Below are 24,256 nucleotides of genomic sequence, written 5' to 3' on the forward strand. Positions count from 1 at the left end.
CTGTACACGTTACAAAACACACAGTTAATTATACTGACGAAATATATTTAGATAATAATTAGTATGGTTAAATAATTGGAAATTTTATTATCTGGTTTTTTGACAATTTGTGATTTGTAGAAATCAATTTTCCGCGTGGTTAAATCCTGTTTGTCACAAGAAGAGATTTTTCTTTCGTACGAAAACTAATATCATCCTTGCACAATAAATTTTTCTTCGTTATAATAACTTCCTCGCGGGCGGTTAGCTCAGCTGGTTAGAGCGTTGCGTTGACATCGCAAAGGTCGTAGGTTCGAGTCCTATACCGCCCACACAATCATATAAACAAGGTGTTGACCAGGACGAGTAGCTGGCTCGCCCGCCGACAGAAAAGGGAACCATCGGCTGAAAGTTCCCCCGGCAGCCCCCAGCAAAAACCACCTGCGAACCTGATCCTGAAAGACCTCGGTCAACTAAGGAAAACGGAGACCCCGTTATCGGTCCTCAGAGATGACTGGTTGTATTGCAGTCAAACTGGGTGGAACCGCGTGAGGCTATCTCCCGCCCCAGATTGGGGCGGGTTTTTGTATTAATGCATAAAGTACATTTGGAGGTACAAATGGCAGAAAAAATTAAAGAGAAGTACGAAGAATCAAAGCTCTACCGGCTGCGCCACTCCACCGCGCACGTCATGGCTGAAGCCGTGCTGGATAAATTCCCCGAGGCGAAGATCGCCATCGGCCCGGCCATCGAGGACGGCTTCTATTATGATTTCGACCTGCCGCGCCCGATCACCCCGGAAGACCTTAAGGAGATCGAGCAGCGCATGCAAGAGATCGTCAAAGGCAAGTTCGACTTCAAGCGCGAAGTGGTGGATGCCGAGCAGGCCAAAGAACTGTTCAAGGACCAGCCCTTTAAGCTGGAACTGATCCGTGACCTGGAAGCCGGCACCACGGACGAGCACGGCAATCCCATCAGGGAAAAACCGGAGCTGTCCATTTACAAGTCCGACACCTTCGTCGACCTGTGCCGCGGGCCTCACGTTGAGAATACCGCTGAGATCAACCCCAAGTCCTTCAAACTGCTGACGGTGGCCGGCGCTTACTGGCGCGGCGATGAGAAAAACGCCATGCTCCAGCGTATTTACGGCACCGTGTGGGAAACACCTGAAGAATTGAAGGAATACCTGCGCGTGATGGAAGAAGCCAAGAAGCGCGACCACCGCAAACTGGGCAAGGAATTGGACCTGTTTAGCAGCAACGACGAGATTGGTACGGGCCTGATCCTGTGGCACCCCAACGGCGCCAAGATCCGCAAGATCATGACTGACTTCTGGAATGACGAGCATGAGAAATCCGGTTACGATTTCGTCTTCACGCCGCACATCGGCAAAGCCTCGTTATGGGAGACGAGCGGCCATCTGGGTTTCTATAAGGACAACATGTACTCCCCCATCGACATCGACGGGCAGCAGTACTTCCTGAAGCCCATGAACTGCCCCTTCCACCTGCACATCTACAAGAGCCGCATTCGCTCTTATCGCGAACTGCCCCTGCGCTTCGCGGAAATGGGCACGGTCTACCGCTACGAACGCAGCGGCGTGCTGCACGGCCTGCTGCGCGTGCGCGGCTTTACGCAGGACGATGCGCACCACTTCTGCACGCCGGAACAGATGCCGGATGAGATCGACTTCGTCCTGAATTTCTGTCTGCACATCCTGCGCTCCTTCGGATTCACCGATTTCAAAGCCTATCTGGGCACCAAACCGCACGACGCAATCGGCGAAGATTCCCAATGGGCCGAAGCCGAAGCCGCTCTGCGCGCTTCGCTGGATCGCTCCGGGCTGGATTATGAGACCGACGCCGGCGGCGGCGCTTTCTATGGCCCCAAGATCGACTTGAAGGTCAAGGACGCTATCGGCCGTGAATGGCAGCTCTCCACCAACCAGTTCGACTTCAACCTGCCCGAACGTTTCGACCTGACCTACATCGGCGAAGACGGCCAGCAGCACCGCCCCTACATGGTGCACCGCGCCCTGATGGGCAGCATGGAACGCTTCTTCGGCATCCTGATTGAGCACTACGGCGGCGCTTTCCCGGTTTGGTTGGCGCCCATTCAAGCCGTCGCCATTCCCATTGCCGATCGCCACTTCGATTATGCCAAGCAGATGGTGGCGCAGCTCAAGGCCCAGGGCATCCGCGCCAGTCTGGATGACCGCGGCGAACGCATGAACGCCAAGATCCGCGACGCGCAGAAACAAAAGATTCCTTACATGCTGGTTATCGGTGATCAGGAAATGGAAAGCGGTCAGGTGGCCCTGCGCCTGCGCTCCGGAGAAAACCCCGGCCCCATGTCTCTGGATGCTTTTATTGCCAAAGCCAAACAGGATATCGCAGAAAAGATCTAAATCCGAAATCAATTAACCTGCTAAAACCCCGGAAAGTTGCCTTCCTGATGTCTAACCGAAGGTTAACCTGGCCGGGGTTTATTATTTCATTGACGAAGGTTTAATAAATATGGTAATATCAAAAAGATACGTAATCATAAGGAGTGTACCATTAGTACATCATCACAAATTAAAGTAAACGCCAATCAATATATTCGCGCCCCCAAAGTCCGTCTGATCGACCAGAATGGGGAAAATATAGGCATCGTGCCGATCGAAAAAGCTTTACAAATTGCCCGTGACGCCGAGTTGGATTTGGTAGAAATCGCCGCCGGTGCCAACCCACCGGTCTGCAAAGTACTTGACTTGGGGAAATATCTTTTCGAGCAGAATAAAAAAGAACGTCAGGCCCGAAAATCCCAAACCAAAGTAGAAATTAAAGAAATTCGCTTACGGCCAAAAACTAACGAACATCATCGCGGGTTTAAAGTACGTGATGCACGCGGTTGGTTGGAAAACGGGATGAAGGTCAAAGTCACCATCCGCTTCCGCGGCCGTGAAGTCACCTACCCCGAAATTGCTTTGGAAGATTTGCGTGAAATTGCTGAAGACCTGCGCGATGTTTCCACGATTGAAATGGCCCCTTCCATGGAAGGCCGTTCCATGACGCTGGTTTTGGCTCCCACCAAAGCACCCGCTAAGAAAGCGGCTCCGAAAGAAAAAGGACCCGCAGCTGAAAAAGCGGAACAAACCGAAGAAACTCCTGAAAAGGAAAGCGAGCCCGAGAAGTAGCCGCTGTTCCATTAATCAACCGGCTGATTTTTTCTTCACTGAATTGACAATCAAAAGAGATACACGCACAGTGTGTCTCTTTTTTATTCATTTCTGGTATAATAGCAGTTCGCTTATCAGGCGATATTTTTTTGTATTCTAAAAGAAGGAGTAAGACCGTGCCGAGGAAGCAGACATCTGGAAAGTTAAAACTGAAAACTCATAAAGCAACTGCAAAGCGTTTTCGGGTGACAGGTTCCGGCAAGCTGGTCCGCACCAAAGGCGGAAAAAGCCACTTGCGCCGCAATCGTTCACGACGCACCAAAGCGTTGCTGGCTGAGATGGTACCTGTCCAGGGCGAGAATATCGTCCAGCGCGTCAATCGTTTGGCGCCTTATTTGAGTAAAAATCGTTAGTAATTTAATATGCGGCTGTTGGGTGCACACAACTGGTAAATAACCGGCGCCCAGGGGTACGCAAAGGAGTGAATTATGGCCCGTGTAAAAGGTGGAACCGTAACCCATCTGCGACACAAGAAAGTTTTAAAATACAATAAGGGTAACTTCGGCACACGCAGTACTTTGTTCAAGCGTGCCAATGAAACCATGCTGAAAAGCATGTGGTATGCCTACCGCGACCGCCGCACCCGTAAACGCGACCTGCGCAAATTGTGGATCACCCGCATCAACGCAGCCGCCCGTTCCAACGGATTGTCCTACAGCCAATTCATCTATGGCATGAAAAAAGCGGACATCCAATTGAACCGCAAAGTCTTGGCCGATCTGGCAGTTCGCGATCCCAAAGCTTTCACGGTTGTGGTAGAAAAAGCAAAAGCTGCGATTTAACCCAGCTATCGTAAATTTAAGTCCTGATAAGAAGCAGAAAAATAAAGGCGGTTCGTTGAACCGCCTTTTTCTTATTCCGTTACAATAGGAATTAAGAAAAGGTGATCGGTATGTACAAAACCATTCTGCAGCAAAAATTACCCAGCGGCCAAACCCTGGAAATTTGTCAGGGGGATCTCACTGCCATGAAAGTGGACGCGATTGTCAACGCGGCCAACGCCCACCTGGCGCACGGCGGCGGAGTGGCCGCGGCCATCTCCCGCGCGGGCGGCCCTGCCATCCAACAGGAAAGCAGCGCATGGGTGCGCAGCCACGGCCCGGTCAGTCACGCCAAACCGGCTTACACCTCCGGCGGGAACATGCCCTGTAAATACGTCATCCACGCCGTCGGTCCGGTCTGGGGCAGCGGCCAGGAGGAAGAAAAACTGGCAGCCGCCATACTCGGCAGCCTGGCCTTGGCCGATGAACTGAAATTGGCGTCCATTGCCTTTCCCGCCATTTCCACCGGCATCTTCGGCTTTCCCAAAGAATTAGCCGCTTCCATATTCATGCAGACGATCCCGGAATATTTTGAGGATCAGCCGCACGGAACACTGCGGCAGGTCATGTTGGTGTTATACGACACCCCCACCCTGACTACTTTTTGTCAGGCGTTTAAAGAGGAATTTCACCTTGACTGAGATCATCACCTCCAGTAAAAACCCAACCGTGCAGCGCGTCCGCGAACTGCTGGCGCAGCGTAAGAAGCGCGATGAGGAAAATGTATTTGTGGTGGAAGGGGTGCGCCTGGCCGAGGAAGCTTTGGCAGCGCATCGCAGCCCCAGTCTGCTGCTTTACAGCGACCGCATATCGGAGCGCGGCCGCCAGCTCCTGAAGGAAATCAATCCCGACCATACCCGTGTCGAGGAAGTGGATGCGGATTTATTGGATCGCGTCTCGGACACAACCACCTCGCAGGGGCTCTTGATGGTCATGGAAAAAACCGCCAGTTCAGCGGATCCTTTCAGCGATCCGGTGCTGGTGCTGGACCAGATGCGCGACCCCGGCAACCTGGGCACCATCCTGCGCGGAGCCTGCGCCTTCGGTTTCCGCACAGTACTGCTGACCCCCGGCAGCGTGGATCCCTACAGCCCCAAAGTGCTGCGTGCCGCCATGGGTGCGCACTTCAAGCTGCGTCTGGAAACGCGCGGCGCAGCGGAAATCGAGACGTTTTGCCATGCGGATGAGTCGCAGGGACTGGAAATCTTATTAGCCGATTCACAATCAAACGAAAACTGCTGGCAGACTGACCTGACCCGGCCGCTTTGTCTTATAATTGGCGGTGAGGCATTCGGCGCTAAGTCCGACATCAGAGCTATCGTCGATAGGAATGTCCTAATCCCGATGCAAGCCAACAATGAATCCTTGAATGCCGCCATGGCAGCCAGTATCCTGATGTACGAGGTCTATCGCCAAAGGAATCTTATATGAAAATACGTTCAATCACCTGTTTTTGTAATCCGACCGTTGAAACCTTTAAAAGCGACCTCGACACCCTGACCCAGTTGAAAGCCTTTTGTAAAGAAGAATTTGAGCGGCTCGGTTGGGAAGTCCAATCCGCGCGGTTGTCCACCACATCCTTCGGCGGCTACACGACCAGTGAGGATGCTGTGCCGGTCGTTCAGGAATTGGAAAAACAAACACTCGCGAACGGCTTTGGGTATTTATCCATAGGCCCGGCGCGAATCAGCAACCTGGACGATTACGCCCTCATTCCCCAAATCCTGGGAGCGACCGAAAACGTTTTCTGCAGCGCCATGATGACCCATCACAATCGCGGCATCTCCGCTGCGGCGGTTAAAGCCTGCGCAAAGGTGATATCGGACAGCGCCAAATTGAGCGCGGATGGCTTTGCCAACCTGCGCTTCTGCGCCATGAGCCACGTGCACCCCTTCACCCCCTTCTTCCCCGGTTCTTACAGCTATGGCAGCGAGCCGGCCTTCGCGCTGGCCATTCAAAGCGCCGACGCCGCCCTGGAAGCTTTCGAGGGCGCAGCGGATGCCGATCAAGGCAGCCGCCGCCTGGTAGCCGCCATTGACGCTGCCACGCGCGCGCTTGTTCCGGTTGCCAGAGCCGCCGTGAAGAAATTCGGTGTGCCCTTCAAGGGCTTCGATTTCTCCCTGGCGCCCTATCCGGAAGAATGGTGCTCGTTGGGTAAAGCCTTTGAAAAACTGGGTGTGCCTTCCATTGGCTACATGGGTTCGCTCACCGCCGCGGCAATTCTGACCAACGCCCTCGATCAGGGCACCTGGCTGCGCACCGGTTATAACGGACTAATGCTGCCGGTGCTGGAAGACAGCATCCTGGCCGACCGCAGTCAGAACGATCATTTCACCATCAAAGACCTGCTGCTCTACTCGGCTGTGTGCGGCACCGGTCTGGACACCGTGCCGCTGCCCGGAGATATTGCCGTGGAGAGTATTGTGCCGCTGCTGTTCGACATCAGTGCCTTATCGCTCCGCCTGAACAAACCCCTGACTGCCCGCTTGATGCCGGTGCCCGGGTTGAAAAGCGGCGATCAGACCGCCTTTACGTTCGATATGTTCAAAAATGGGCGCATCATGGATTATCCCGCTGCCGCTTTGAGCGGTGTACTGTCTTCCTCCGAGTGGTTGGATATTCAGAAGCGCGTGCGTTTGAATTAAGCATTATATGAGCTGATAAAAAGACTGCCGGATCATCGGCAGTCTTTTTTATTTACCAATTTGTAGGTAAAGCATTCACCTGTGCCCTACTGGGTATGCCTGACATATTTTGTCTTATCGCAATGTCACACACCCCCCGAGGGGGCAGGCGAATGTGTGACCTACTGAATCATCAACAATTTATTTCTTCAAATTGAAGTTTTATTAAGCCAGGTCTTTACGCAGCTGTTTCCCCACCGCCCCGCCGGGGTGATGCTGAGAATATCCTTCCGCGGTTAAGCCGCGCGCCTGCGCCACCGCCATAGCCAGCGCGTCGCACAGCGCCATCGCCAGCAGCGCACTGCTGGAACCGGCGAATTTGAGCGGGCCGGCTTCCTGTTGAAATTCGGTGGATAGCGTCACATCGCAGCCTTTGCCCAGACTGGAATTCGGCTTGCCCACCACCGCAATGCGCTTGGCGCCTACGCTGCGAATGCGCGGCAGCAGCGCCAGCAGCTCATCAGTTTCACCGCTGTTGGAGATCAGCACGCACACATCCTGGCCGGTCACCGCGCCTAATTCGCCGTGTACCGCCTCGGCAGCGTGCAGGAAAAAGGCATGGAGACCCAGGCTGTTGAAGCTGGAGGCTGATTTTGCCGCCACGTGCCCGGAATGGCCGATGCCGATGAAGATCACCCGCCCCTGACAGGTATCAATCAGCCGGCAGGCTCGATTAAATGAGTCGTTTAGGTGCGCAGAAAGAGTCTGCAAGTCCCGGATCTCGTCATCCAAAACTTGCTTGCCTACCGTTAAGTAATTTTGATTCACGGGTATCTTCCCTCTGTTTAGGGTACCAGTATTTCGATACTGGCCTGGCCGCGCTGCTGTTCCAGCCAATTGTTCAGTGCCTTGCGCTGGATAAACTGCAGGGCATCCGGTGACAACGCGTGTTGGGCATCTTTTTCAATCACTTCAATGATTTGATAGCCGTATGACGTGTTGATAATGCCGCTGTAACTGCCGGGTTCCAGGCTGAAAGCCGCGTCCTCGATTGCGGGCTGCAGTAAATAACCGCGCGGGAACCAGCCCAGCTCTCCGCCTGTTAATTCATCATATTGGTATGCCAGGTCGTCAAAGCTTGTGCCGGCTGCCAGTTGAGCCATGACCGCGTCCGCTTCTTCCTGGCTGGTCAATAGGATCTGTCGTGCGTGCACCTGCTCGGCGGTCGTGCCTGCTTCCGCCAGAATCTGCTGTTTCATCCAGGTCGCCTGCATGTCGCGTTTCAGCGCCGCGCGGAAGGTTTCATCTGTATAAAAATTCGTGCTCAGCCAACCCTGCATTTTATCGCTGCCGCCGATTTCCTGCGTCAGCGTGTCCAGACGGGTCTGCAGAGCTGTGTCGTCCACACTATATCCTTGTTGTTGAGCCGCTTCCGCCAGTAAAGCTTGGCTGACCAGTTCATCCATGACAGCCTGCGAAGCGGCTGCTTCGTCATAGGTCTCACCGGCCTCCTGGATACCAGCCTGGTAGCGCTGCAATTCCGATTGGTACTCCGAAAGTAGAATTCCCATTCCATTCACGCGCGCCGCCATGGGCAGCTCGGTGGGGGTGGGTTCCAATGTAGGTGTGGGCGTCGCTTCAGGTTCCTTCGCGCCGCAAGCCGCGGCAGCGACGGTCAGAACACCCAGCAGGATATAGATGAAGAGTTTCTTTGTTTGCTTATTCACGGGGGTGATTATAACTGATTCCAGGTTGTGAGGTACCAAAGTTATTTGCCTGATGTGGAAATGAATAATTACTGGTCATTCAAGATAAGCCTCCGAATAAAAATTAGTTCAGATATAATTTCCGAACCAAAAAGGGTAGAAAACAATCAACTTTTGGAATCGAATATCCAATTCGGTAATGATCTGTAATATCAAAAAATTATCGGAAAGCAGGAAGAATGAGACTAATCGAAATTGTAATATTCGGGATTACATCCTTGACGCTGATATTAAAATGCCACCCTAAATTTAAAAAGAATACTTTTGTTTACTATCTACCGTTCCTGGCTGGGGCCTTAATACCCATTCAACTCCTTGTTGAGGGTTATCGCTGGCAAATGGTCCCGATATTTATTTTTATCGGGGGATTGATCACCGTTGACATATTCCAAATCATGCGGCGAGGAGGAAAAGAGTATCTAATTTCCCATAAATTTGTAAGAAACACCCTGATTACACTTGCTTTCTTACTCTTGTTGATCTCCTTCATTTTCCCAGTTCTCTTGCCCGTTGTAGATTTGCCGGATCCTGGAGGGCCCTATGGTGTAGGTAAAACCAGTCTCCGAATGATCGATTCAGCGCGGCAGGAGATCTATACCGCTGAAACCGACGATCATCGCAATTTGCTTGTTACGATCTGGTATCCGGCTCAAACTGACAAAGAAACACCGGTCTGCACATACTGGGATAAAAAAGGCATAATCGGAAAGGCATATTCGATCAATGCGGACATGGGAAGTTTTTGGTACAGCCACCTGTCCATTGTTAAGACAAACAGTCATTGCGATGCGGCCGTATCTTCCGCGGAAAATTCCTACCCGGTAATTATCTACTCCCACTCCTTTTACGGGCATAATACTGAAAATACCATGTTATTCGAAGAGCTTGCCAGCAATGGATATATCGTAGCCAGCATTTCCCATTCTATTGAGACAATCGGTTCTTTATACCCGGACGGTGAGTTTGTCCCGGGCGATTATGCCTACATATCCGAACTGTTTGACACCCATTCAGATATCGAAGAAAACCTGTATGCCGAAATAACCCAGACCGATGATATTAATGTAAAGATAGAATTGGTCAAGGAAATTCTGGTAGTTGATGAAGAATCAAATAACCTGATTGAAACAAGGGTGCAGGATGCCATATTTGTACTGGATCAATTAGAAATTTTAAATCAGACTGGTGGAATTTTCGATTCAAAGCTTAATTTGGATCGGGTCGGGATCATGGGCTGGTCTTTTGGAGGTGCAACAGCGATTGAAGCAAGCCTGGCGGATGACCGTTTTAAAGCGGGGATCGATATCGACGGTTGGCCTTATGGTGAACAATTCGCTTCGGAAAAAACAATCTCGCAGCCTTTCATGTTGATTCAAAGCGGCGATGAAGACGAATTGGAAGATATCGTGGGCCAATTGATCTTCGAAAAAACTACAGGGCCCTCATATCGCCTGGCAGTTGAGAATACCCAGCACACGAACTTCTGGGATTTCCCTTTATTTTTCAGGATTTACCAACGCTTTGATTATTGGGGATCAATGGATCCGATCAGGATGACGGAAATTAATAAAGCCTTCATCCTGGAATTCTTTAATAAATACCTCAAGGGAATGGATGTGGATTTTTTGACTGATGCTTCTGAACAGTTTCCGGATGTTTCAATAATTTCGGTAAATCCTGGTAGCTAGATTCAAAGAAAAAGTGATTTATTCACATCGAGCAAGTAATCAAACCTGACCAAATATCGACTAATTAAAACAAGTTAGAAGACTGGCTGCCGCCCATAGCCAGTCTTCATAAAGTCTTTATCTTCGTACCTGATTTTTGTGTTGGTCTTCCGGTTCTTAGGAATCGATTATTTCTTTAGGTCCGTGTGCTGTGGCTGCCAGGCAGGTTCCATTATGGTTTCCCCCTCCGCAACCGGCACCAACTCCCTGCTCCTGCCGGAAGTTGCATCGATCAGGAGGATATGCCCCAGGAAAATATCCCCAATCGCGATCTGCTTCCCGTCTGGCGACCAGGAAAAGAGCGCGCTCTCTGTGAACTTCGCATCGCTGATCTGGCGCGCTTTCCCGCCCTCCGCATCCATCACGTACAGCGCGAAGACGTTGTACTCCCCGTGCATTTCGGACAGGAAAGCCAACTGCTTCCCATCCGGTGACCAGATCGGATTGATGTTGGCCCAGATATTATCGGTCAACGCCCGCTCGTTACTGCCGTCGATCGCCTTGACGTAAATCTGGCTGGAGCCGTCATTGCGCCCCTGTTGTTCTTTCAGGGACATGGTTGCGATCTGCGTGCCGTCCGGTGACCAGGCCTGCTTTTGAAAGAAGAAGTCAAAACTGGCTTCCGTTAAATCGTCCATCTTATTTGTGTTCAGGTCAACCACCCGCCACCACCACAATCCCTGCCCGTCCGTGGTGCGAACGGCAATCTGCTGCCCATCCGGCAGCCAGATCGGTTGATCGTTCTGCAAATCGGTTGTGAGCTGGCGCACATTGCCGCCGTCCGCGTCCATACGGTAAACCTGCGCCTCTCCGGAGCGGTCGGAGACAAAGGCAAGCTGCGTACCATCCGGCGACCAGGCTGGCGCGCCATCATAAGCCGGGTCGTCCGTTAAACGGGTGACATCGCTGCCGTCCGCGCAAACAGAGTAGACGTCTCCATTGTTCCCGGCATTGGCGGAGTAAAAGGTATAAGCAATACGCGTACAAGGTCCGCTGCTTTGGGCAAGCGAGTCACAATTGGTTGAAAGAATCAGCAGCACGAACGCAAGCGAAATTATCATTAGCTTCTTCATGGATACACGCCTCCATCACAATTGACTGGTTAGTTCTGGATTGCTACACCCCTTTTTTATCAACGCTATTATACCCGCTTGAAAGTCCAAAGATAATTTGTGCGCGATCACTTTTTAGTGTCAAAAGCATATGCAATTCCAGCCGAGATCCTCACGCGGCCTGCGGCCGCTCAGGATGACGATTCAGCCATTCAGTGTCATTCCGTCGTAGCCTGCTACAGGAGTAGCAGGCGAAGATGCCGCGCCGTTGCGGCTTCATGCCGTAAAACGGTGCGGTAAGACGTGGAGGAATCTCGGCTGGAATTCGGTATCACCCTGTTAGATAACAAAATGATAAACACCACCTATTCGGTTTTTATCTGTGTAAATCAGTTCATGAATCGTTTTTGCTTTTATCCATGTTCATCTGTGGTTAAAAAAAAGACAGGCCATGAAAAAACGGCCTGTCTGTACTGCAAATCGTTGTCGGTTTAGTATTCCGGCATCGGAGGTGCGGCCGGTTTGTCCGGTTCGGGCACATCCGTGATCAACGCTTCGGTGGTCAGGATCATGGCTGCGATGGAAGTAGCATTCTCCAACGCGCCGCGGGTCACCTTAGCGGGATCAATCACACCGGCTTTGACCATATCGGTGTATTTCTCATCCAGAACATTGAAACCAAACTTGTTGCTCTTTTCCTTGGCTTGAGCCTGGCGGATGTTCTCAACCACAACGGAACCTTCGTGGCCGGCATTTTCAGCAATGCGGCGCATGGGGGCTTCCAAAGCTCTGCGGACGATGTTGACACCGGTCTTGGCGTCGTCGCCTTCCAGCTTGAGGGCATCCAGTGAAGCAACTGCGTTCAGTAATGCAACGCCGCCGCCGGGGACGATACCTTCTTCAACTGCCGCGCGGGTAGCGGAAAGGGCATCTTCCACACGATGTTTCTTTTCTTTCAATTCAGTCTCGGTAGCTGCGCCAACACGAATGATGGCCACGCCGCCGGACAGTTTCGCCAGACGTTCCTGCAATTTTTCACGATCGTAGTCGCTGGTGGTCTTGTCGATTTCCACGCGGATCTGCTCGATGCGGGCCTTGATAGCCTTGGAATCGCCTTTGCCGCCGATGATGGTGGTGTTGTCTTTGTCGGCAACGACCTTTTCAGCACGACCCAGGTCGGCTACTACAGCGGTGTCCAGCTTGCGGCCGGTTTCCTCGGAAATAAGGGTGGCGCCGGTCAGGGTGGCAATATCCTGCATCATGGCTTTGCGGCGGTCGCCGAAACCGGGGGCCTTGATCGCTAGAACGTTCAAAGTGCCGCGCAGTTTGTTCAATACCATGGTCGCCAGGGCTTCACCGTCAACATCTTCGGCCAAAATGACCAGATCGCGTTTGCCAACCTGCACCATCTTTTCCAATAGGGGCAGCAGGTCCTGAGCAGCGGAGATCTTCTTGTCATAGATCAGGATATAGGGTTCTTCGATTACCGCTTCCATGTGATCGGAATCGGTGATGAAATAGGAGGAAATGTAACCGCGGTCGAACTGCATACCTTCCACGTATTCCTGCTCGAATTCCAAACCTTTGGATTCTTCAACGGTGATAACGCCGTCTTTGCCAACTTTGTCCATCACATCCGCAATCAAATCGCCAATCTGGCGGTCCTGAGCGGAAATGGTAGCAACATTGGCAATTTCTTCCTTGGTTGAAATTTCAATGGCTTGTTCTTTGATCGCGTCGGCCACTGCCTTTGAGGCGGCTTCGATACCGCGCTTCAGCATCATGGGGTTGGCGCCGGCGGCCAGAGTCTTCAAGCCTTCGGTAACCATGGCATGTGCCAAAACTGTGGAGGTGGTGGTGCCGTCACCGGCGATGTCGTTGGTCTTGGTAGCGGCTTCTTTCAAGAGCTGGGCGCCCATATTTTCAAAGGGATCTTCCAATTCAATTTCTTTTGCTACGGTAACGCCATCGTGCGTGATGGTGGGGGAACCAAATTTGCGGTCGAGGGCAACGTTGCGCCCTTTAGGGCCGAGGGTAGTGGCCACAGCTTCAGCCACAATGTCAATACCATTTCGCAGTTTCCTGCGTGCTTCTTCGCCAAATACTAACTGTTTAGCTGCCATAAAAAACTCCTTCTGATTAATCCTCAGTATCTTTTAACTAACCTTCAACAATCGCCAGTACGTCGCTTTCCTTCAGGATCAGCATTTTCTTTTGATCCATCTTGATTTCCGTACCGGAATATTTGGCAAACAAAACAGTGTCGCCAACTTTCACATCCAACGGAATACGCTTGCCTGCATCATCGCGGTCGCCAGGTCCGGCGGAAAGAACTTTACCCTTTTGGGGTTTTTCTTTAGCCGTTTCCGGCAGAACAATACCGGAAGCTGTTACGTCTTCCTGTTCGATTGGTTCTACTACCAAGCGGCTGCCTAAAGGTTTAAGATTTAGAGCCATAGAATCCTCCATAATATAAAGTTTCAGTATTTTAGCACTCATTCATATTGAGTGCTAACTAATTGAATATTAATCTTCTTTTGATATCAAGTCAAGGAATTAATCAAGAATCTAATAAATTTTTAACAAAATTAGCGATATCCGTAGTTGTTACAGATAGCCACACTCTCATTTAATGTAGACATGACAATAGCATCGTTGCCGTAAGCCTCGCGCACCATCTTCAGGACACGCATGGCGTCTTCGCAATACCCATTAACCGTGCGATGCATACCGGCCAGCACGGAACCATAAGTCAAGTAATAATCCACCGTGCTGTTGCTGAGCGGCAGTCCTTCCACTGCTATCATCTCATCCGTTTCGGAATCACACTGCCGGACCTCGCAGCTTTCTTCCGCATTACAGCCTTCCAGAGCACATTTGAATGCCGGAATGGCTCCCTCATAGTTGCGCGATTTATGATAGACAATCCCCAAGCGGCCGTACATATCCGCGTTGCCGGGGTCGAAATTCAACCCCTTGAGCGCGTTGGTGCTCGCCACCAAAAACTCACCCATCTGGGTATAGGTGGTTGCAATGGAGAAATACGGAACCGAATCCTGCACCCCTAACTGGTTATTTATCGTGGCTGCCTTATCAAAATACTCCAGCGCCATATCGTAGTTTTGAAGCGTGCGGTAATTCGCGCCGATACGCAGGTATATAAACGTCAGGTTGGGGTTAATCCTGATGGCTTCCTGATATTCGCTGATTGCCTGGCTGTAATTGCCGATGGATTCCAGCATATAACCGTTGATGCGGCGCACATCCATGGATTCCGGATCGCGGTCAACCGCTTCACTGATGTTGGATTGGGCCTGTACCCATTTCTGTTCATCTACCAGGATTTCGGCGTAGTACGCCAGTGCCAGCGTGTTGGTGCTGTCCAGCTGCAGCGCCTGCACGGCTTCCTGCTCGGCTTCCGTCAGCAGGGAATCACGGTCGCCTGCCGCAATGTTTGGGTCCGACATCCAATCCAGCGCGAAAGCTTTGATGGCGTGCGCGTTGCTGTTTTCCGGCGCAATCGCAATGGCTTCGTTGATAGTCGCCAGCGCTTCGTTGAACCGTTTAATCTTTTCGGCGTCAATCGTTAATAGCGTCGTGGAATACACCTGAATGCGCGCCAGTTCATCCCGCAGCTCGACGTTCGTGGGATCCAGCGCAACCGCCTGCTTGTAGGCTTCCATGGCCTTTTCCAGGTCGCCTGCCACAAAGTAGGTTTCCCCTTCCTGCGCAAAGGAATCGACCGTACGGGTGGGCGTGGCTGTTGGCAGGAACAATGGTGTCATTTTCCCGGAATTCAGATTCCGCAGCACCAGCAGCATCATCATTAAAATACCCAGCATCACCGCGATACGGTAAGGATTACTCTCGCGCGACGGTTTACGAAATAGTGGTTTTTTCTCAGGAATATACATAACCGCAATCAATATGGTTGCGCAGTTGCTGTAATCTCCGCGGTCGGTGCCAGGGTGGGTGTCGGTGAAGGTTGGGGTGTCCAGGTCGGGATCATCGTCGGGGTAGGCAGTTTAAGCAACTGCAAATCATTCATCTTCTGATAACAATTCTCAATAATGTAATTCGCATTATACGTGGCAATTTCATCGTCATTAATGCTCTGCAGAATGGATTGGGCAATATCCACCGCATCGCTGCAGTAACCCAGCTCCATCAGCGCTAAACCGTAACTGTAATAATACTCCACTATGCGGGTGCTGTTGGATAGCGGCAGCCCTTCCACCACAAAGCCATCCTGGGTCACACCGCCGCGAATGGCTAATTTCAGCATTAGTATTGCCTCAGGAAATTGGTAATTTTTCTTATACATGGTTCCCAGGTTGCCGTACATATACGGATCTTCCGGGTCATCATCCACAGCCTGTTGGGCGTATTGAATGGCTTTGCCGTATTCGCCGATATTGGCGTATGTGCGCGCGATCAACGTCTCAGGGTAGGAATCGGAGGGGTTCAGTGCGTTAGCGCGCGTGTATTCTTCAACTGCTTTATCGTTTTCATCCAGGTAACGATAGTTGCGGCCCAGGGCAATGTGCAATTCGGAAATATTCTCATTTAATGCCACAGCCTGTTCAAGCTCCGCTACTGCGTCTTCGTAGTTGGAGGTGATTTCCAGCACATTGCCGCGCGCCCAGTGTGTTTCCAGGGCATCCGGCGCGATGGACTGCGCATTGCGGGAAGCTTCGATGGCCTGATCCAGGTCGCCCAACACCTCGTTACCGTTAACCACTTTCTGCGATAAAACAATGGAAAGGTACGCGTAAGCGGTCGCGTTGCCCGAATCTAATTCAATAGCACGGTTCAAGCTGCTTTCCGCATCCAGATAATCTCCCTGCAGCCCCTGCGCAAAGCCTTGCAGAGCTTCACCCATACTGCTGGACGGATTTAACAATACCGCATTGCTGGCATTTTCAATCGCTTGTTCGTAATCCCCTGCGTAAATATTCAGCTTGGCAGCCGCCAGATAGAGGGACGGATCCTGGGGATCGGCCATGATAGCCTTCTGGTATTCAGCCAGCGCCTGGGTATATTTTCCTTCACTGGCCAGGTTCTCTGCCTGCGCCAGGTAGGTCTCTGCTGAAATGGTCGGCGTGGGCGAAGCTAAAAATAGGGTTGAGGAAAGCGGTTCCACGGTAAGGTTAACGTATACCAGAAAACCGACGATAGCTAGGAGGAGAATTAGTTTGAATGGATTATTGCGCCGTTGCTGTTGGCGCATATTCCACTGTCTGCCTTTGATTTGCATGGGTTTATCTTATCATTTGCGTGGAAAATTGGTCAAGCAGGCTTTTATACCAGGGAAAGTTCATAAATGCAAGCAGCCTTTTTTATTTGCGCCGGCTGTCAGTTAAGATAGAATCAAAATATGCGATTTGATATTTTCACACTCTTCCCGGATGTCTTCTATCCATATATTAACACCAGCATTTTACAGCGCGCCTGCGCCGGCCAAATTGTCGAAATCAATATCCATAACATTCGCGATTGGAGCACTGACAAACACCACACCACCGACGATACGCCTTTCGGCGGAGGCGGCGGCATGGTGATGAAACCCGATCCGATTTTCAATGCGGTGGAAAGCGTCGCGCAGGGTAAACCGGATTGCCCGGTGGTGCTGATGACCCCCCAGGGACGCCAGCTTACCCATTCGCTTGCCGAACAGTTCAGCCGCGAACCACGCCTGATGATCCTGTGCGGCCGTTACGAAGGCGTGGATGAACGCGTGCGGCGCTTCCTGGTGACCGATGAAATCTCCATGGGCGATTACGTCCTCAGCGGCGGTGAGCTGCCCGCCCTGGTTCTGCTGGAGGCTGTGACCCGCCTGCTGCCCGGCGCATTGGGCGACCCCGACGGCGCTTTCGATGATTCTTTCGCCAATGGATTGTTGGAATACCCGCACTACACCCGCCCGGCTGCTTTCCGGGACTGGACCGTCCCGGATGAACTGCTTTCCGGAAATCATCAAGCCATTGCCCTCTGGCGCCGGCGCCAGTCCCTGCTGCGTACATTGCAAAAAAGGCCGGATCTGCTCCTTTCAGCGCAATTAAGCCAACAGGACATTGATATTTTAAAGGAACTGGCATCAGAGAACAATCTGAAAATTCCGAAGGGAATCCTGGAATAACCTTTTTTAATAATTTTGGAGTTTCCAGGAAGAAATTACCCGGAGCCGGTCATGCAGTTGAATCCAGGCAGACAATCGTTGTCTTCTTAAAAATTCGCCTTAGCCTTATATCGAATATTCTACACATTTTCATTGTTATATAATGAAAGAAACAAGATTAATGTTTTATTGATTAAGGAGGTGATATATCTCATTATTTTGTTATCTTTTCTCTTAAAGTTTAAAAATTTACTTGATAAATAGATTTAAACCCAATATACTAAATTGATTCAGTATGGCAGATCGCCATAAAATTTTTGGAGGAGAAAAATGAAAAAGGTTCTACTTGTTTTAAGTCTCATCGTTGTTTCATCCATGCTTTTCACCGCCTGCGCAAAAACCGCAGCCCCTGAAGCTGCCGCCCCGGCAGCTGAAGAAGCAGCACCAGCGGAAGAAGCTGCCGCTCCGGCAGAGGAAGCAGCCGCTCCCGTTGCTAAGATTTGCCAGGTCACCGACACCGGTGGTATCGACGACAAATCATTCAACGCTCTGGCGTGGGCCGGTATGGAAAACGCTGCCACCGATTTCGGTGTGGAAATCAAATACCTGGAATCCCAGCAAGCGTCCGATTATGAAGTTAATATCAATGCTTTCATTGAAGAAGGCTGCGATCTGATCATCTCCGTTGGTTACTTACTGGCCGATGCCACCGCGGCAGCCGCCACCGCCAATCCCGATCAGAAATTCGCCATCATCGACAATGGCAACATGGACCTGCCCAACGTTCGTGGCAACAGCACCGAAATTGATCAGGGCACTTTCCTGGCCGGTTATCTGGCCGCTGCCATGACCAAGACCGGTAAAGTCGGTACCTATGTCGGTATCCTCTTCCCCTCAACCCAAGCTTTCATGGATGGCTATGCCATGGGCGTTGCGTATTACAACAGCGTCAAGGGCACGACCGTGGACGTCCTCGGTTGGGACATGGCTGAACAGAAGGGTTTGGAAGCCGGCAACTTTGAAAGTCTGGATGACGGCCGCGCCTTCGGTGAAGCCCTCATGGATGACGGCGCCGACATCATTATGCCTGTGGCCGGCCCCGTTGGCCTTGGCACCTTGGCTGTCATGGCCGAACGCAACAGCGGTTTGCTGATCGGCGTCGACAGCGACTGGTCAGTTGCCAATCCTGACAAAACCGATTACGTCCTCGCAAGTGCTGCCAAGAAAATCGACGTCTTCGTGTACGACAGCATCCAGAAAGTTCTGGATGGTACCTTCACCGGTGGTGAGGACATGGTCCTGACCCTGGAAAATGGCGGTACCGGACTCGTCTATGGCTCGGCTTGGGATTCCCAGGTTCCTGACGACTTGAAGGCAGAAATTGAAGCCCTGAAACCCATGATCATCTCGGGCGAAATCGCAACCCTGCCCACCCGCGAGTAATCTACAAATAACTTTTTTGAATCACAAAGGAGCTAAGATTTTCTTAGCTCCTTTCTTTATCAGGATTTTCCGTATGATAAAATTCAAAATAATTTATCAGACAATTAATATTTAATGCAAGAGGGTATTATGGCGCCTATACTTGAACTGCGCGGGATTACCAAACGATTCCCAGGGGTTCTAGCGAATGACCACATAAATCTCACTCTTGAAAAAGGCGAGATTCATGCGCTGCTGGGGGAAAACGGAGCGGGTAAAACCACTCTGATGAACATCCTTTATGGTCTGTATAACCAGGATGAAGGTGAGATCCTGGTAAACGGACAAAAAGCAGAGATCAATGAACCTACGGATGCCATCCGCGCTGGCATTGGCATGGTTCATCAGCACTTTATGCTGATCCCTGTTTTTACTGTCACCGAGAATGTTATGCTGGGGGAAGAATTCACCAAATCCGGTGGTTTTTTGGACCGCGCAAAAGCGGCCAACCGCGTCCGCGAGATCTCCGAGAAATACAAATTGAACGTAGACCCGAATGCTTACGTCGGCGATCTGCCCGTTGGAACACAGCAGCGTGTTGAAATTATCAAATTATTATTCCGCGATGCCGATGTCCTCATTATGGACGAACCTACTGCTGTTCTGACCCCCCAGGAAGTTGAAGAACTCTTCAAGATCATGCGTTTCCTGGTGGACCAGGGCAAATCCATCATCTTCATCACCCATAAACTGGGCGAAGTGCTGGAATGCTCTGACCGCATCACCGTCATTCGCGGCGGAAAGGTCATCGGTACTACCCTGCCCAAAGATGCCAGCACCAAGAAACTGGCCGCCATGATGGTCGGCCGGGATGTGGAACTGCAGATCAAGAAAAAGAAAGCGCAAACCGGTGACGTTGTCCTGGATGTTCAAGACCTGGAAGTCCTCAACCCGCAAAACCAGATCGCGGTGGATGGCGTTTCATTCCAGGTTAAAGCCGGAGAAGTCTTGGGCGTTGCCGGCGTGCAGGGCAACGGCCAGACAGAACTGGTGCGGGCTTTGACCGGCCTGCTTAAACCGGTGGACGGAAAAATATCCATCCTGGGCCAGGAGACCACTAATGCTACTCCCCGCCAGATTACCGAGTTGGGCTCCGCCCACATTCCGGAGGATCGTCAAAAAGACGGTTTGGTGCTCTCCTTCCCGGTTGCGGATAATCTGGTATTGAATACTTATTACCAACCACCCTTTGCCCAGGGGTTGATCGCCCAACATGACAAGGTCATCGAAAACAGCTTGAACCTGGTAGAAAAATTCGACATCCGTACGCCCAGCGTCACCACCACGGTCAGCGCGTTGTCGGGCGGCAACCAGCAGAAAGTCATCGTGGCGCGCGAATTTTCACGGCCCATCAAACTGCTGATTGCTTCGCAGCCCACCCGCGGCCTCGATGTCGGTTCGATAGAATACATCCACAAACGTCTGATCGAAAAACGCGATGAGGGTACCGCCATTGTGCTGGTCTCTACCGAGCTGGATGAGGTCATCCAACTTTCAGATCGTATCGCGGTCATGTATCGGGGGAAGATCATCGATACGATCGATGGCTCCTTGGCCAATAAAGAGATTTTGGGCTTGTTGATGGCCGGTATTCACCCCGATGAAGACACTTACGCGCGGGCGAAGTCCAAGAAAGAACAGATCGTTCTCACTTAAAGGGATATATCTATGGAAAAAGAAAATAAACCCCAAAAGAAGCCGAATTCCTTCGAGATTTTCCTGGAAGAAATTCAGCATAGTTCCTGGATAGTGACCTTTTTAGCCATCATGACAGGAATCATCCTGGGCGGCCTGCTCGCAGCCATTACCTCCCTCGAAATGTATGCCGCTTTCAAAGTCTCGTTTTGGGATGGTATTAAAACCGGCTTGCAGGTTGCCTGGTCCACTTATTCGGCCCTGTTCACCGGGTCGGTGGGTGATTTTGGTAAGATCAAAATCGCCCTAGCGGGAGGCGACGCGCTGGAAATCCGCCGCGCTTTCTTCCCGTTCTTTGAAAGCCTGGTCCAATCCACGCCTTATATATTTGGCGGTCTGGCTGTCGCAGTTGGTTTCCGCGCCGGCTTGTTCAACATCGGCGTTGAAGGCCAGATTTTTATCGGCGCTTTGACCGGCACCTGGGCCGGATATGCCATCACCGGTCTGCCGGCCATTATCCACGTTCCGCTGGCGCTGTTGTGCGGTTTCCTGGGCGGAGCGCTGTGGGGCTTCATCCCCGGCCTGTTGAAGGCCAAAACCGGTGCGTCGGAGGTCATCAACACCATTATGATGAACTACATCGCCTTCCGGTTCAGTGAATATATGCTGCGTGGGCCCATGAAGGACCCGACCGAATATACACCCAAAACACCCGTGATCGCCGATACAGCCAAGTTGTATCATTTCTTTCAGGATCCCATTCGTTTCCACCTGGGCTTTTTCATCGCCCTGGCTGTAGCAGCCTTCATCTACTGGCTGTTGTTCAAGACCACCTGGGGCTTTGAGCTGCGCACCGTTGGCGCCAACTCAAACGCCGCCCGCTATGCCGGTATGAGCAACATCATGGTCACCATCCTGGCTATGGCGCTCTCCGGTGGCCTGGCCGGTTTGGCCGGCGCGAATGAAGTTCTGGGTGTCAATTTTCGTCTGGTGCCTGCGTTCTCTTCCGGTTATGGTTTTGACAGCATCGCCCTGGCATTATTAGGTAAAAATCACCCCGTGGGGGTGGTGCTTTCAGCGCTGCTCTTTGGGTTCCTGCGCAGCGGCGCGCGCCAGATGCAATTGAAAGCCGGCATCCCAATTGACATTATTTCAATTCTTCAGGCGCTGATACTGGCATTCATCGCGGCGCCTGCGATTATCCGCACAATATACCGCCTGAAGGAATCAAAAATTAAAGAAGAAGAATTTACTTTAAGCGGATGGGGAGGTTAATCAATTATGGAAAACAACCATTCGAATAATATCGTGGAAAAATATCTTGGGAAAACCCGGCGCATCGTGATGGGCGCAATTTTCCTGGCCATCGCTTTGCTGGTTTATTTCGTCTTTGCCAAAGGCAACAGCGCGGATTCGCTGACCACTTTTAATATGACCCCCGGCGGATCGTCCTCCTCGTACCCGGATTGGGTCTTCCCCACCAATAGCTACCTCTCATTCCTGGCCGGTGTTTGTTTGATTTTAGGCGCTTACCAGTTGGTGCGCGGCTTTGGTAAATTGACCAATGCCTTTCTGGCTTTGATTGCCGTGATCTTTATTTTTAGTTTCCTGTCGTGGGCCGCATCCGGCGGTTCCATGAACCTGGCCGGCTTGCTGCGCATCACCATCATTCGCGCGGTGCCGCTCACACTGGGCGGCCTGTCCGGTATCCTGTGCGAGCGCGCCGGTATCATCAATATCGCCATCGAAGGCATGATGTTGACAGCCGCCTTCGTCAGCACCGTGGTCGCCAGCCTCTCCAATTTATGGGTTGGCATGCTTTCCGGAATCCTGGCGGGGGCATTGATGGGCTGGATTCTAGGCGTCCTTTCTATTAAATATAAGGTCAACCAGGTCATCGCTGGTACTGTGATCAATATCTTCGCCACCGGCCTCACGTCCTTTTTATCGCAGAAATTCATTCAGAAAACAGATTACCAATTTCTCAATGAACCGGGTATGTTTCCTCAAATCGAGGTACCGGTTTTAAGCAAAATTCCTTTCATCGGGCCAATCTTATTCAACCATAACATCTATATTTTCCTGACCATTTTTCTGGTGATCATTTTATCCATCGCACTGTTCCACACGCGTTGGGGTCTGCGCATGCGCTCGGTGGGTGAACATCCCAAAGCCGCCGACACCTTAGGTATCAATGTGATCAAAACGCGCTATATATCCGTGATCTTGGGCGGCATGATGGCCGGTTTTGCCGGAACCTATTTTACACTGGGTTCCTCCGGCCGTTTCGATGAACTGCTCACCGCCGGTCGCGGATTCATCGGTTTAGCCGCCATGATCTTCGGCAACTACAATCCGGTGGGTACCATCGGTGCCAGTATCCTGTTCGGTTTCTTCGACGCCCTGGCCGTGCGCGCGTCTATCCTGAACGTGCCCGTACCCTCGGAATTCCTGGGTATGACGCCCTACCTGGTCACCATGATCGTTCTGGCCGGCCTGGTCGGCAAGGGCCACGCCCCCGCCGCGGAAGGCACGCCGTACGAGAAAGAATCACTGTAGTAAATAGTAGTAACTAATAAAAAAAGGACCGTTCCCTGAGCTCCGTCGAAGGGACGGTCCGTTTTAATTTAAAAACCCCTTCGCCAGAGCTCAGGGGACTAATAATCCTTACTTCAACGGATACGTGCCGAACTCCAACGTGGCATCCACCATCGCCAGGATATTTTCCGGCGGCACCTCGTTCATGATGGTGTGCACGGAAGCCACCATATAGCCGCCGTCCTGGCCGAGGATATCGATGACGCGTTTCATTTCCTGGCGCACTTCTTCCGGTGTGCCGTGCGGCAGGATGTGTTGGGTGTCTACCGCGCCGCAGAATACCAGGTCCTTGCCGTATTCCCGCTTCAATCCTTCCAGGTCCGCCATCTTGCCGGCCGAGGTCTGGATGGGATTGAGCACATCCACGCCGATCTCGATGAAATCGCCGATCAGGTCGAACACGTCCCCATCCGTGTGGAAGAAGACTTTCGCTTTGGTTTTGCTTTTGATCAGCGCGATCAGTTCCGCGTGAATAGGTTTCAGCAGCTTGCGGTACATGCGCGGGGAGATCATCAGGCGGTCCTGCGAACCCAGGTCGTCGCCGATCTTGATCATGTCGATGTTATCGCCCACCGCGTCCAGGAAATGGCTCATATGCTGCATGCAGAATTCCAGGTTCTTCTTCAGCATGGCTTCGGCAAAATCCGGATACATGGCCATGTTCATCAGGAACTTGTCCATGCCCTGCAGGCCAAAAGCGCGTTCGAACGGGAACATCAGCCACGGGGTTGCCAGGATGGCATACTCATTTTCTTCAGCCAACCGTTTGGCGTCCTCGGCTGCCTGCGCCACACGGTATGGATCGTCCATCTTCGGCCAATTGGGGTAATTCTCCAAATCTTCGAAGGTGGTCGCGTCCGCCAGCGGATGGTAGCCTGGGAACCACACGCCCGGTTCAATTTCGGTCTGCCCGATGCCCCAATCGTCAATACAGGGGGCATGCGGGTCGCGCGTACGGTTACGTTCCTGCACATCTCTGGGGAAGCGGTCCAGCACGCCGCGCGCATCGCCGTGCAGGCGCTGCATGGTCTCTTCGTCGACCTTGGCCGAACCCAGTTCGGGCCAATCGTATATATAATCGTCCGGGGCTTGAATTCCCAGTTTCTCTTTCAGCGCCCGATAAGGTTTCATTTTGATACCGGTGGCATTGCTGACGCCGATGATGATCGGCACCCGGTCCGGCACTTCGTGGTTCAATACAGCCTGTACACGCTCACGTGAAGTCATGCCCATA

Annotated in this window: 21 protein-coding genes and 1 tRNA gene; 14 read left to right on the forward strand and 8 right to left on the reverse strand. The window is 51.8% G+C overall.

Annotated elements, in window-relative coordinates; all coding sequences use genetic code 11:
- Positions 1-237 precede the first annotated feature (237 nt).
- The 8 genes from Pelsub_RS12225 to Pelsub_RS12260 all read left to right on the forward strand — a co-directional run bounded on the left by Pelsub_RS12225 (position 238) and on the right by Pelsub_RS12260 (position 6,665).
- Positions 238-311, forward strand: a tRNA-Val gene (locus Pelsub_RS12225).
- 287 nt (positions 312-598) lie between these two features.
- The gene (thrS, locus tag Pelsub_RS12230; RefSeq protein ID WP_116223462.1) at positions 599-2,386 is read left to right on the forward strand and encodes a threonine--tRNA ligase; all 1,788 of its coding nucleotides are present in this window, start codon (positions 599-601) and stop codon (positions 2,384-2,386) included.
- Positions 2,387-2,554: 168 nt separating this feature from the next.
- Positions 2,555-3,157, forward strand: a complete 603-nt coding sequence (gene infC / locus Pelsub_RS12235) for a translation initiation factor IF-3 (protein ID WP_198418432.1) — start codon at positions 2,555-2,557, stop codon at positions 3,155-3,157.
- Between the two features lie 158 nt (positions 3,158-3,315).
- Positions 3,316-3,552: a 50S ribosomal protein L35 gene (gene rpmI / locus Pelsub_RS12240; protein ID WP_116223460.1), complete on the forward strand. Its 237-nt coding sequence runs from the start codon at positions 3,316-3,318 to the stop codon at positions 3,550-3,552.
- Positions 3,553-3,627: 75 nt separating this feature from the next.
- A complete protein-coding gene (gene rplT / locus Pelsub_RS12245; protein ID WP_116223459.1) occupies positions 3,628-3,981 on the forward strand; it encodes a 50S ribosomal protein L20 in 354 nt (117 codons plus the stop codon).
- A 110-nt stretch (positions 3,982-4,091) separates the two neighbouring features.
- On the forward strand, positions 4,092-4,661 hold the full coding sequence (locus Pelsub_RS12250; RefSeq protein ID WP_116223458.1) for a macro domain-containing protein: 570 nt from the start codon (positions 4,092-4,094) through the stop codon (positions 4,659-4,661).
- Positions 4,654-5,451 carry a TrmH family RNA methyltransferase gene (locus tag Pelsub_RS12255; RefSeq protein ID WP_116223457.1) on the forward strand — a complete coding sequence of 266 codons (798 nt, stop codon included), beginning with the start codon at positions 4,654-4,656 and terminating at the stop codon, positions 5,449-5,451. The genes Pelsub_RS12250 and Pelsub_RS12255 overlap by 8 nt, the downstream gene beginning before the upstream one ends.
- Positions 5,448-6,665, forward strand: a complete 1,218-nt coding sequence (locus Pelsub_RS12260; protein ID WP_116223456.1) for a DUF711 family protein — start codon at positions 5,448-5,450, stop codon at positions 6,663-6,665. The genes Pelsub_RS12255 and Pelsub_RS12260 overlap by 4 nt, the downstream gene beginning before the upstream one ends.
- A 204-nt stretch (positions 6,666-6,869) precedes the next feature.
- Here the strand turns inward: Pelsub_RS12260 and Pelsub_RS12265 are convergent, their stop codons facing one another.
- Positions 6,870-7,472: a KpsF/GutQ family sugar-phosphate isomerase gene (locus tag Pelsub_RS12265; RefSeq protein WP_158675107.1), complete on the reverse strand. Its 603-nt coding sequence runs from the start codon at positions 7,470-7,472 to the stop codon at positions 6,870-6,872.
- Between the two features lie 17 nt (positions 7,473-7,489).
- Positions 7,490-8,371: a peptidylprolyl isomerase gene (locus Pelsub_RS12270; protein ID WP_126440537.1), complete on the reverse strand. Its 882-nt coding sequence runs from the start codon at positions 8,369-8,371 to the stop codon at positions 7,490-7,492.
- A 218-nt stretch (positions 8,372-8,589) separates the two neighbouring features.
- On the opposite strand from Pelsub_RS12270, the gene Pelsub_RS12275 reads away from it, so the two are divergent.
- Positions 8,590-10,098: an alpha/beta hydrolase family protein gene (locus Pelsub_RS12275; RefSeq protein WP_116223453.1), complete on the forward strand. Its 1,509-nt coding sequence runs from the start codon at positions 8,590-8,592 to the stop codon at positions 10,096-10,098.
- Between the two features lie 167 nt (positions 10,099-10,265).
- Here the strand turns inward: Pelsub_RS12275 and Pelsub_RS12280 are convergent, their stop codons facing one another.
- From Pelsub_RS12280 to Pelsub_RS12300, 5 genes are all read right to left on the reverse strand, one after another.
- The gene (locus tag Pelsub_RS12280; RefSeq protein WP_116223452.1) at positions 10,266-11,210 is read right to left on the reverse strand and encodes a PD40 domain-containing protein; all 945 of its coding nucleotides are present in this window, start codon (positions 11,208-11,210) and stop codon (positions 10,266-10,268) included.
- A gap of 470 nt (positions 11,211-11,680) precedes the next feature.
- Complete coding sequence (gene groL / locus Pelsub_RS12285) at positions 11,681-13,312, reverse strand: chaperonin GroEL (RefSeq protein ID WP_116223451.1); 1,632 nt, start codon at positions 13,310-13,312, stop codon at positions 11,681-11,683.
- A 37-nt stretch (positions 13,313-13,349) separates the two neighbouring features.
- Positions 13,350-13,646, reverse strand: a complete 297-nt coding sequence (gene groES, locus Pelsub_RS12290) for a co-chaperone GroES (protein ID WP_116223450.1) — start codon at positions 13,644-13,646, stop codon at positions 13,350-13,352.
- A gap of 131 nt (positions 13,647-13,777) precedes the next feature.
- A complete protein-coding gene (locus tag Pelsub_RS12295) occupies positions 13,778-15,103 on the reverse strand; it encodes a tetratricopeptide repeat protein (protein ID WP_116223449.1) in 1,326 nt (441 codons plus the stop codon).
- Positions 15,104-15,111: 8 nt separating this feature from the next.
- A complete protein-coding gene (locus Pelsub_RS12300; RefSeq protein ID WP_158675108.1) occupies positions 15,112-16,419 on the reverse strand; it encodes a tetratricopeptide repeat protein in 1,308 nt (435 codons plus the stop codon).
- A gap of 147 nt (positions 16,420-16,566) precedes the next feature.
- Between Pelsub_RS12300 and trmD the strand changes: the two genes are divergently transcribed.
- The 5 genes from trmD to Pelsub_RS12325 all read left to right on the forward strand — a co-directional run bounded on the left by trmD (position 16,567) and on the right by Pelsub_RS12325 (position 22,983).
- On the forward strand, positions 16,567-17,328 hold the full coding sequence (gene trmD / locus Pelsub_RS12305) for a tRNA (guanosine(37)-N1)-methyltransferase TrmD (protein WP_116223447.1): 762 nt from the start codon (positions 16,567-16,569) through the stop codon (positions 17,326-17,328).
- A 309-nt stretch (positions 17,329-17,637) separates the two neighbouring features.
- Complete coding sequence (locus Pelsub_RS12310; protein WP_116223446.1) at positions 17,638-18,750, forward strand: BMP family lipoprotein; 1,113 nt, start codon at positions 17,638-17,640, stop codon at positions 18,748-18,750.
- A gap of 129 nt (positions 18,751-18,879) precedes the next feature.
- A complete protein-coding gene (locus Pelsub_RS12315) occupies positions 18,880-20,445 on the forward strand; it encodes an ABC transporter ATP-binding protein (protein ID WP_116223445.1) in 1,566 nt (521 codons plus the stop codon).
- Between the two features lie 12 nt (positions 20,446-20,457).
- The gene (locus Pelsub_RS12320; RefSeq protein ID WP_116223444.1) at positions 20,458-21,699 is read left to right on the forward strand and encodes an ABC transporter permease; all 1,242 of its coding nucleotides are present in this window, start codon (positions 20,458-20,460) and stop codon (positions 21,697-21,699) included.
- 6 nt (positions 21,700-21,705) lie between these two features.
- The gene (locus tag Pelsub_RS12325; RefSeq protein WP_116223443.1) at positions 21,706-22,983 is read left to right on the forward strand and encodes an ABC transporter permease; all 1,278 of its coding nucleotides are present in this window, start codon (positions 21,706-21,708) and stop codon (positions 22,981-22,983) included.
- A 108-nt stretch (positions 22,984-23,091) separates the two neighbouring features.
- On the opposite strand, the gene Pelsub_RS12330 is transcribed toward Pelsub_RS12325, so the two are convergent.
- Positions 23,092-24,255, reverse strand: a complete 1,164-nt coding sequence (locus Pelsub_RS12330) for a uroporphyrinogen decarboxylase family protein (protein WP_116223442.1) — start codon at positions 24,253-24,255, stop codon at positions 23,092-23,094.
- Position 24,256 lies beyond the last annotated feature (1 nt).

The sequence above is a fragment of the Pelolinea submarina genome (assembly GCF_003966975.1).
In the GTDB taxonomy this organism is placed as follows: Bacteria; Chloroflexota; Anaerolineae; order Anaerolineales; family Anaerolineaceae; genus Pelolinea; species Pelolinea submarina.

What these genes read in the sequence shown, in the direction of transcription:
- thrS (WP_116223462.1), top strand. Translation starts at nt 599, where the DNA reads ATGGCAGAAAAAATTAAAGAGAAGTACGAAGAATCAAAGCTCTACCGG.
- rplT (WP_116223459.1), top strand. Translation starts at nt 3,628, where the DNA reads ATGGCCCGTGTAAAAGGTGGAACCGTAACCCATCTGCGACACAAGAAA.
- Pelsub_RS12250 (WP_116223458.1), top strand. Translation starts at nt 4,092, where the DNA reads ATGTACAAAACCATTCTGCAGCAAAAATTACCCAGCGGCCAAACCCTG.
- Pelsub_RS12260 (WP_116223456.1), top strand. Translation starts at nt 5,448, where the DNA reads ATGAAAATACGTTCAATCACCTGTTTTTGTAATCCGACCGTTGAAACC.
- Pelsub_RS12275 (WP_116223453.1), top strand. Translation starts at nt 8,590, where the DNA reads ATGAGACTAATCGAAATTGTAATATTCGGGATTACATCCTTGACGCTG.
- Pelsub_RS12280 (WP_116223452.1), bottom strand. Translation starts at nt 11,210, where the DNA reads ATGAAGAAGCTAATGATAATTTCGCTTGCGTTCGTGCTGCTGATTCTT.
- groL (WP_116223451.1), bottom strand. Translation starts at nt 13,312, where the DNA reads ATGGCAGCTAAACAGTTAGTATTTGGCGAAGAAGCACGCAGGAAACTG.
- groES (WP_116223450.1), bottom strand. Translation starts at nt 13,646, where the DNA reads ATGGCTCTAAATCTTAAACCTTTAGGCAGCCGCTTGGTAGTAGAACCA.
- Pelsub_RS12295 (WP_116223449.1), bottom strand. Translation starts at nt 15,103, where the DNA reads ATGTATATTCCTGAGAAAAAACCACTATTTCGTAAACCGTCGCGCGAG.
- Pelsub_RS12300 (WP_158675108.1), bottom strand. Translation starts at nt 16,419, where the DNA reads ATGCGCCAACAGCAACGGCGCAATAATCCATTCAAACTAATTCTCCTC.
- trmD (WP_116223447.1), top strand. Translation starts at nt 16,567, where the DNA reads ATGCGATTTGATATTTTCACACTCTTCCCGGATGTCTTCTATCCATAT.
- Pelsub_RS12310 (WP_116223446.1), top strand. Translation starts at nt 17,638, where the DNA reads ATGAAAAAGGTTCTACTTGTTTTAAGTCTCATCGTTGTTTCATCCATG.
- Pelsub_RS12315 (WP_116223445.1), top strand. Translation starts at nt 18,880, where the DNA reads ATGGCGCCTATACTTGAACTGCGCGGGATTACCAAACGATTCCCAGGG.
- Pelsub_RS12320 (WP_116223444.1), top strand. Translation starts at nt 20,458, where the DNA reads ATGGAAAAAGAAAATAAACCCCAAAAGAAGCCGAATTCCTTCGAGATT.
- Pelsub_RS12325 (WP_116223443.1), top strand. Translation starts at nt 21,706, where the DNA reads ATGGAAAACAACCATTCGAATAATATCGTGGAAAAATATCTTGGGAAA.
- Pelsub_RS12330 (WP_116223442.1), bottom strand. Translation starts at nt 24,255, where the DNA reads ATGGGCATGACTTCACGTGAGCGTGTACAGGCTGTATTGAACCACGAA.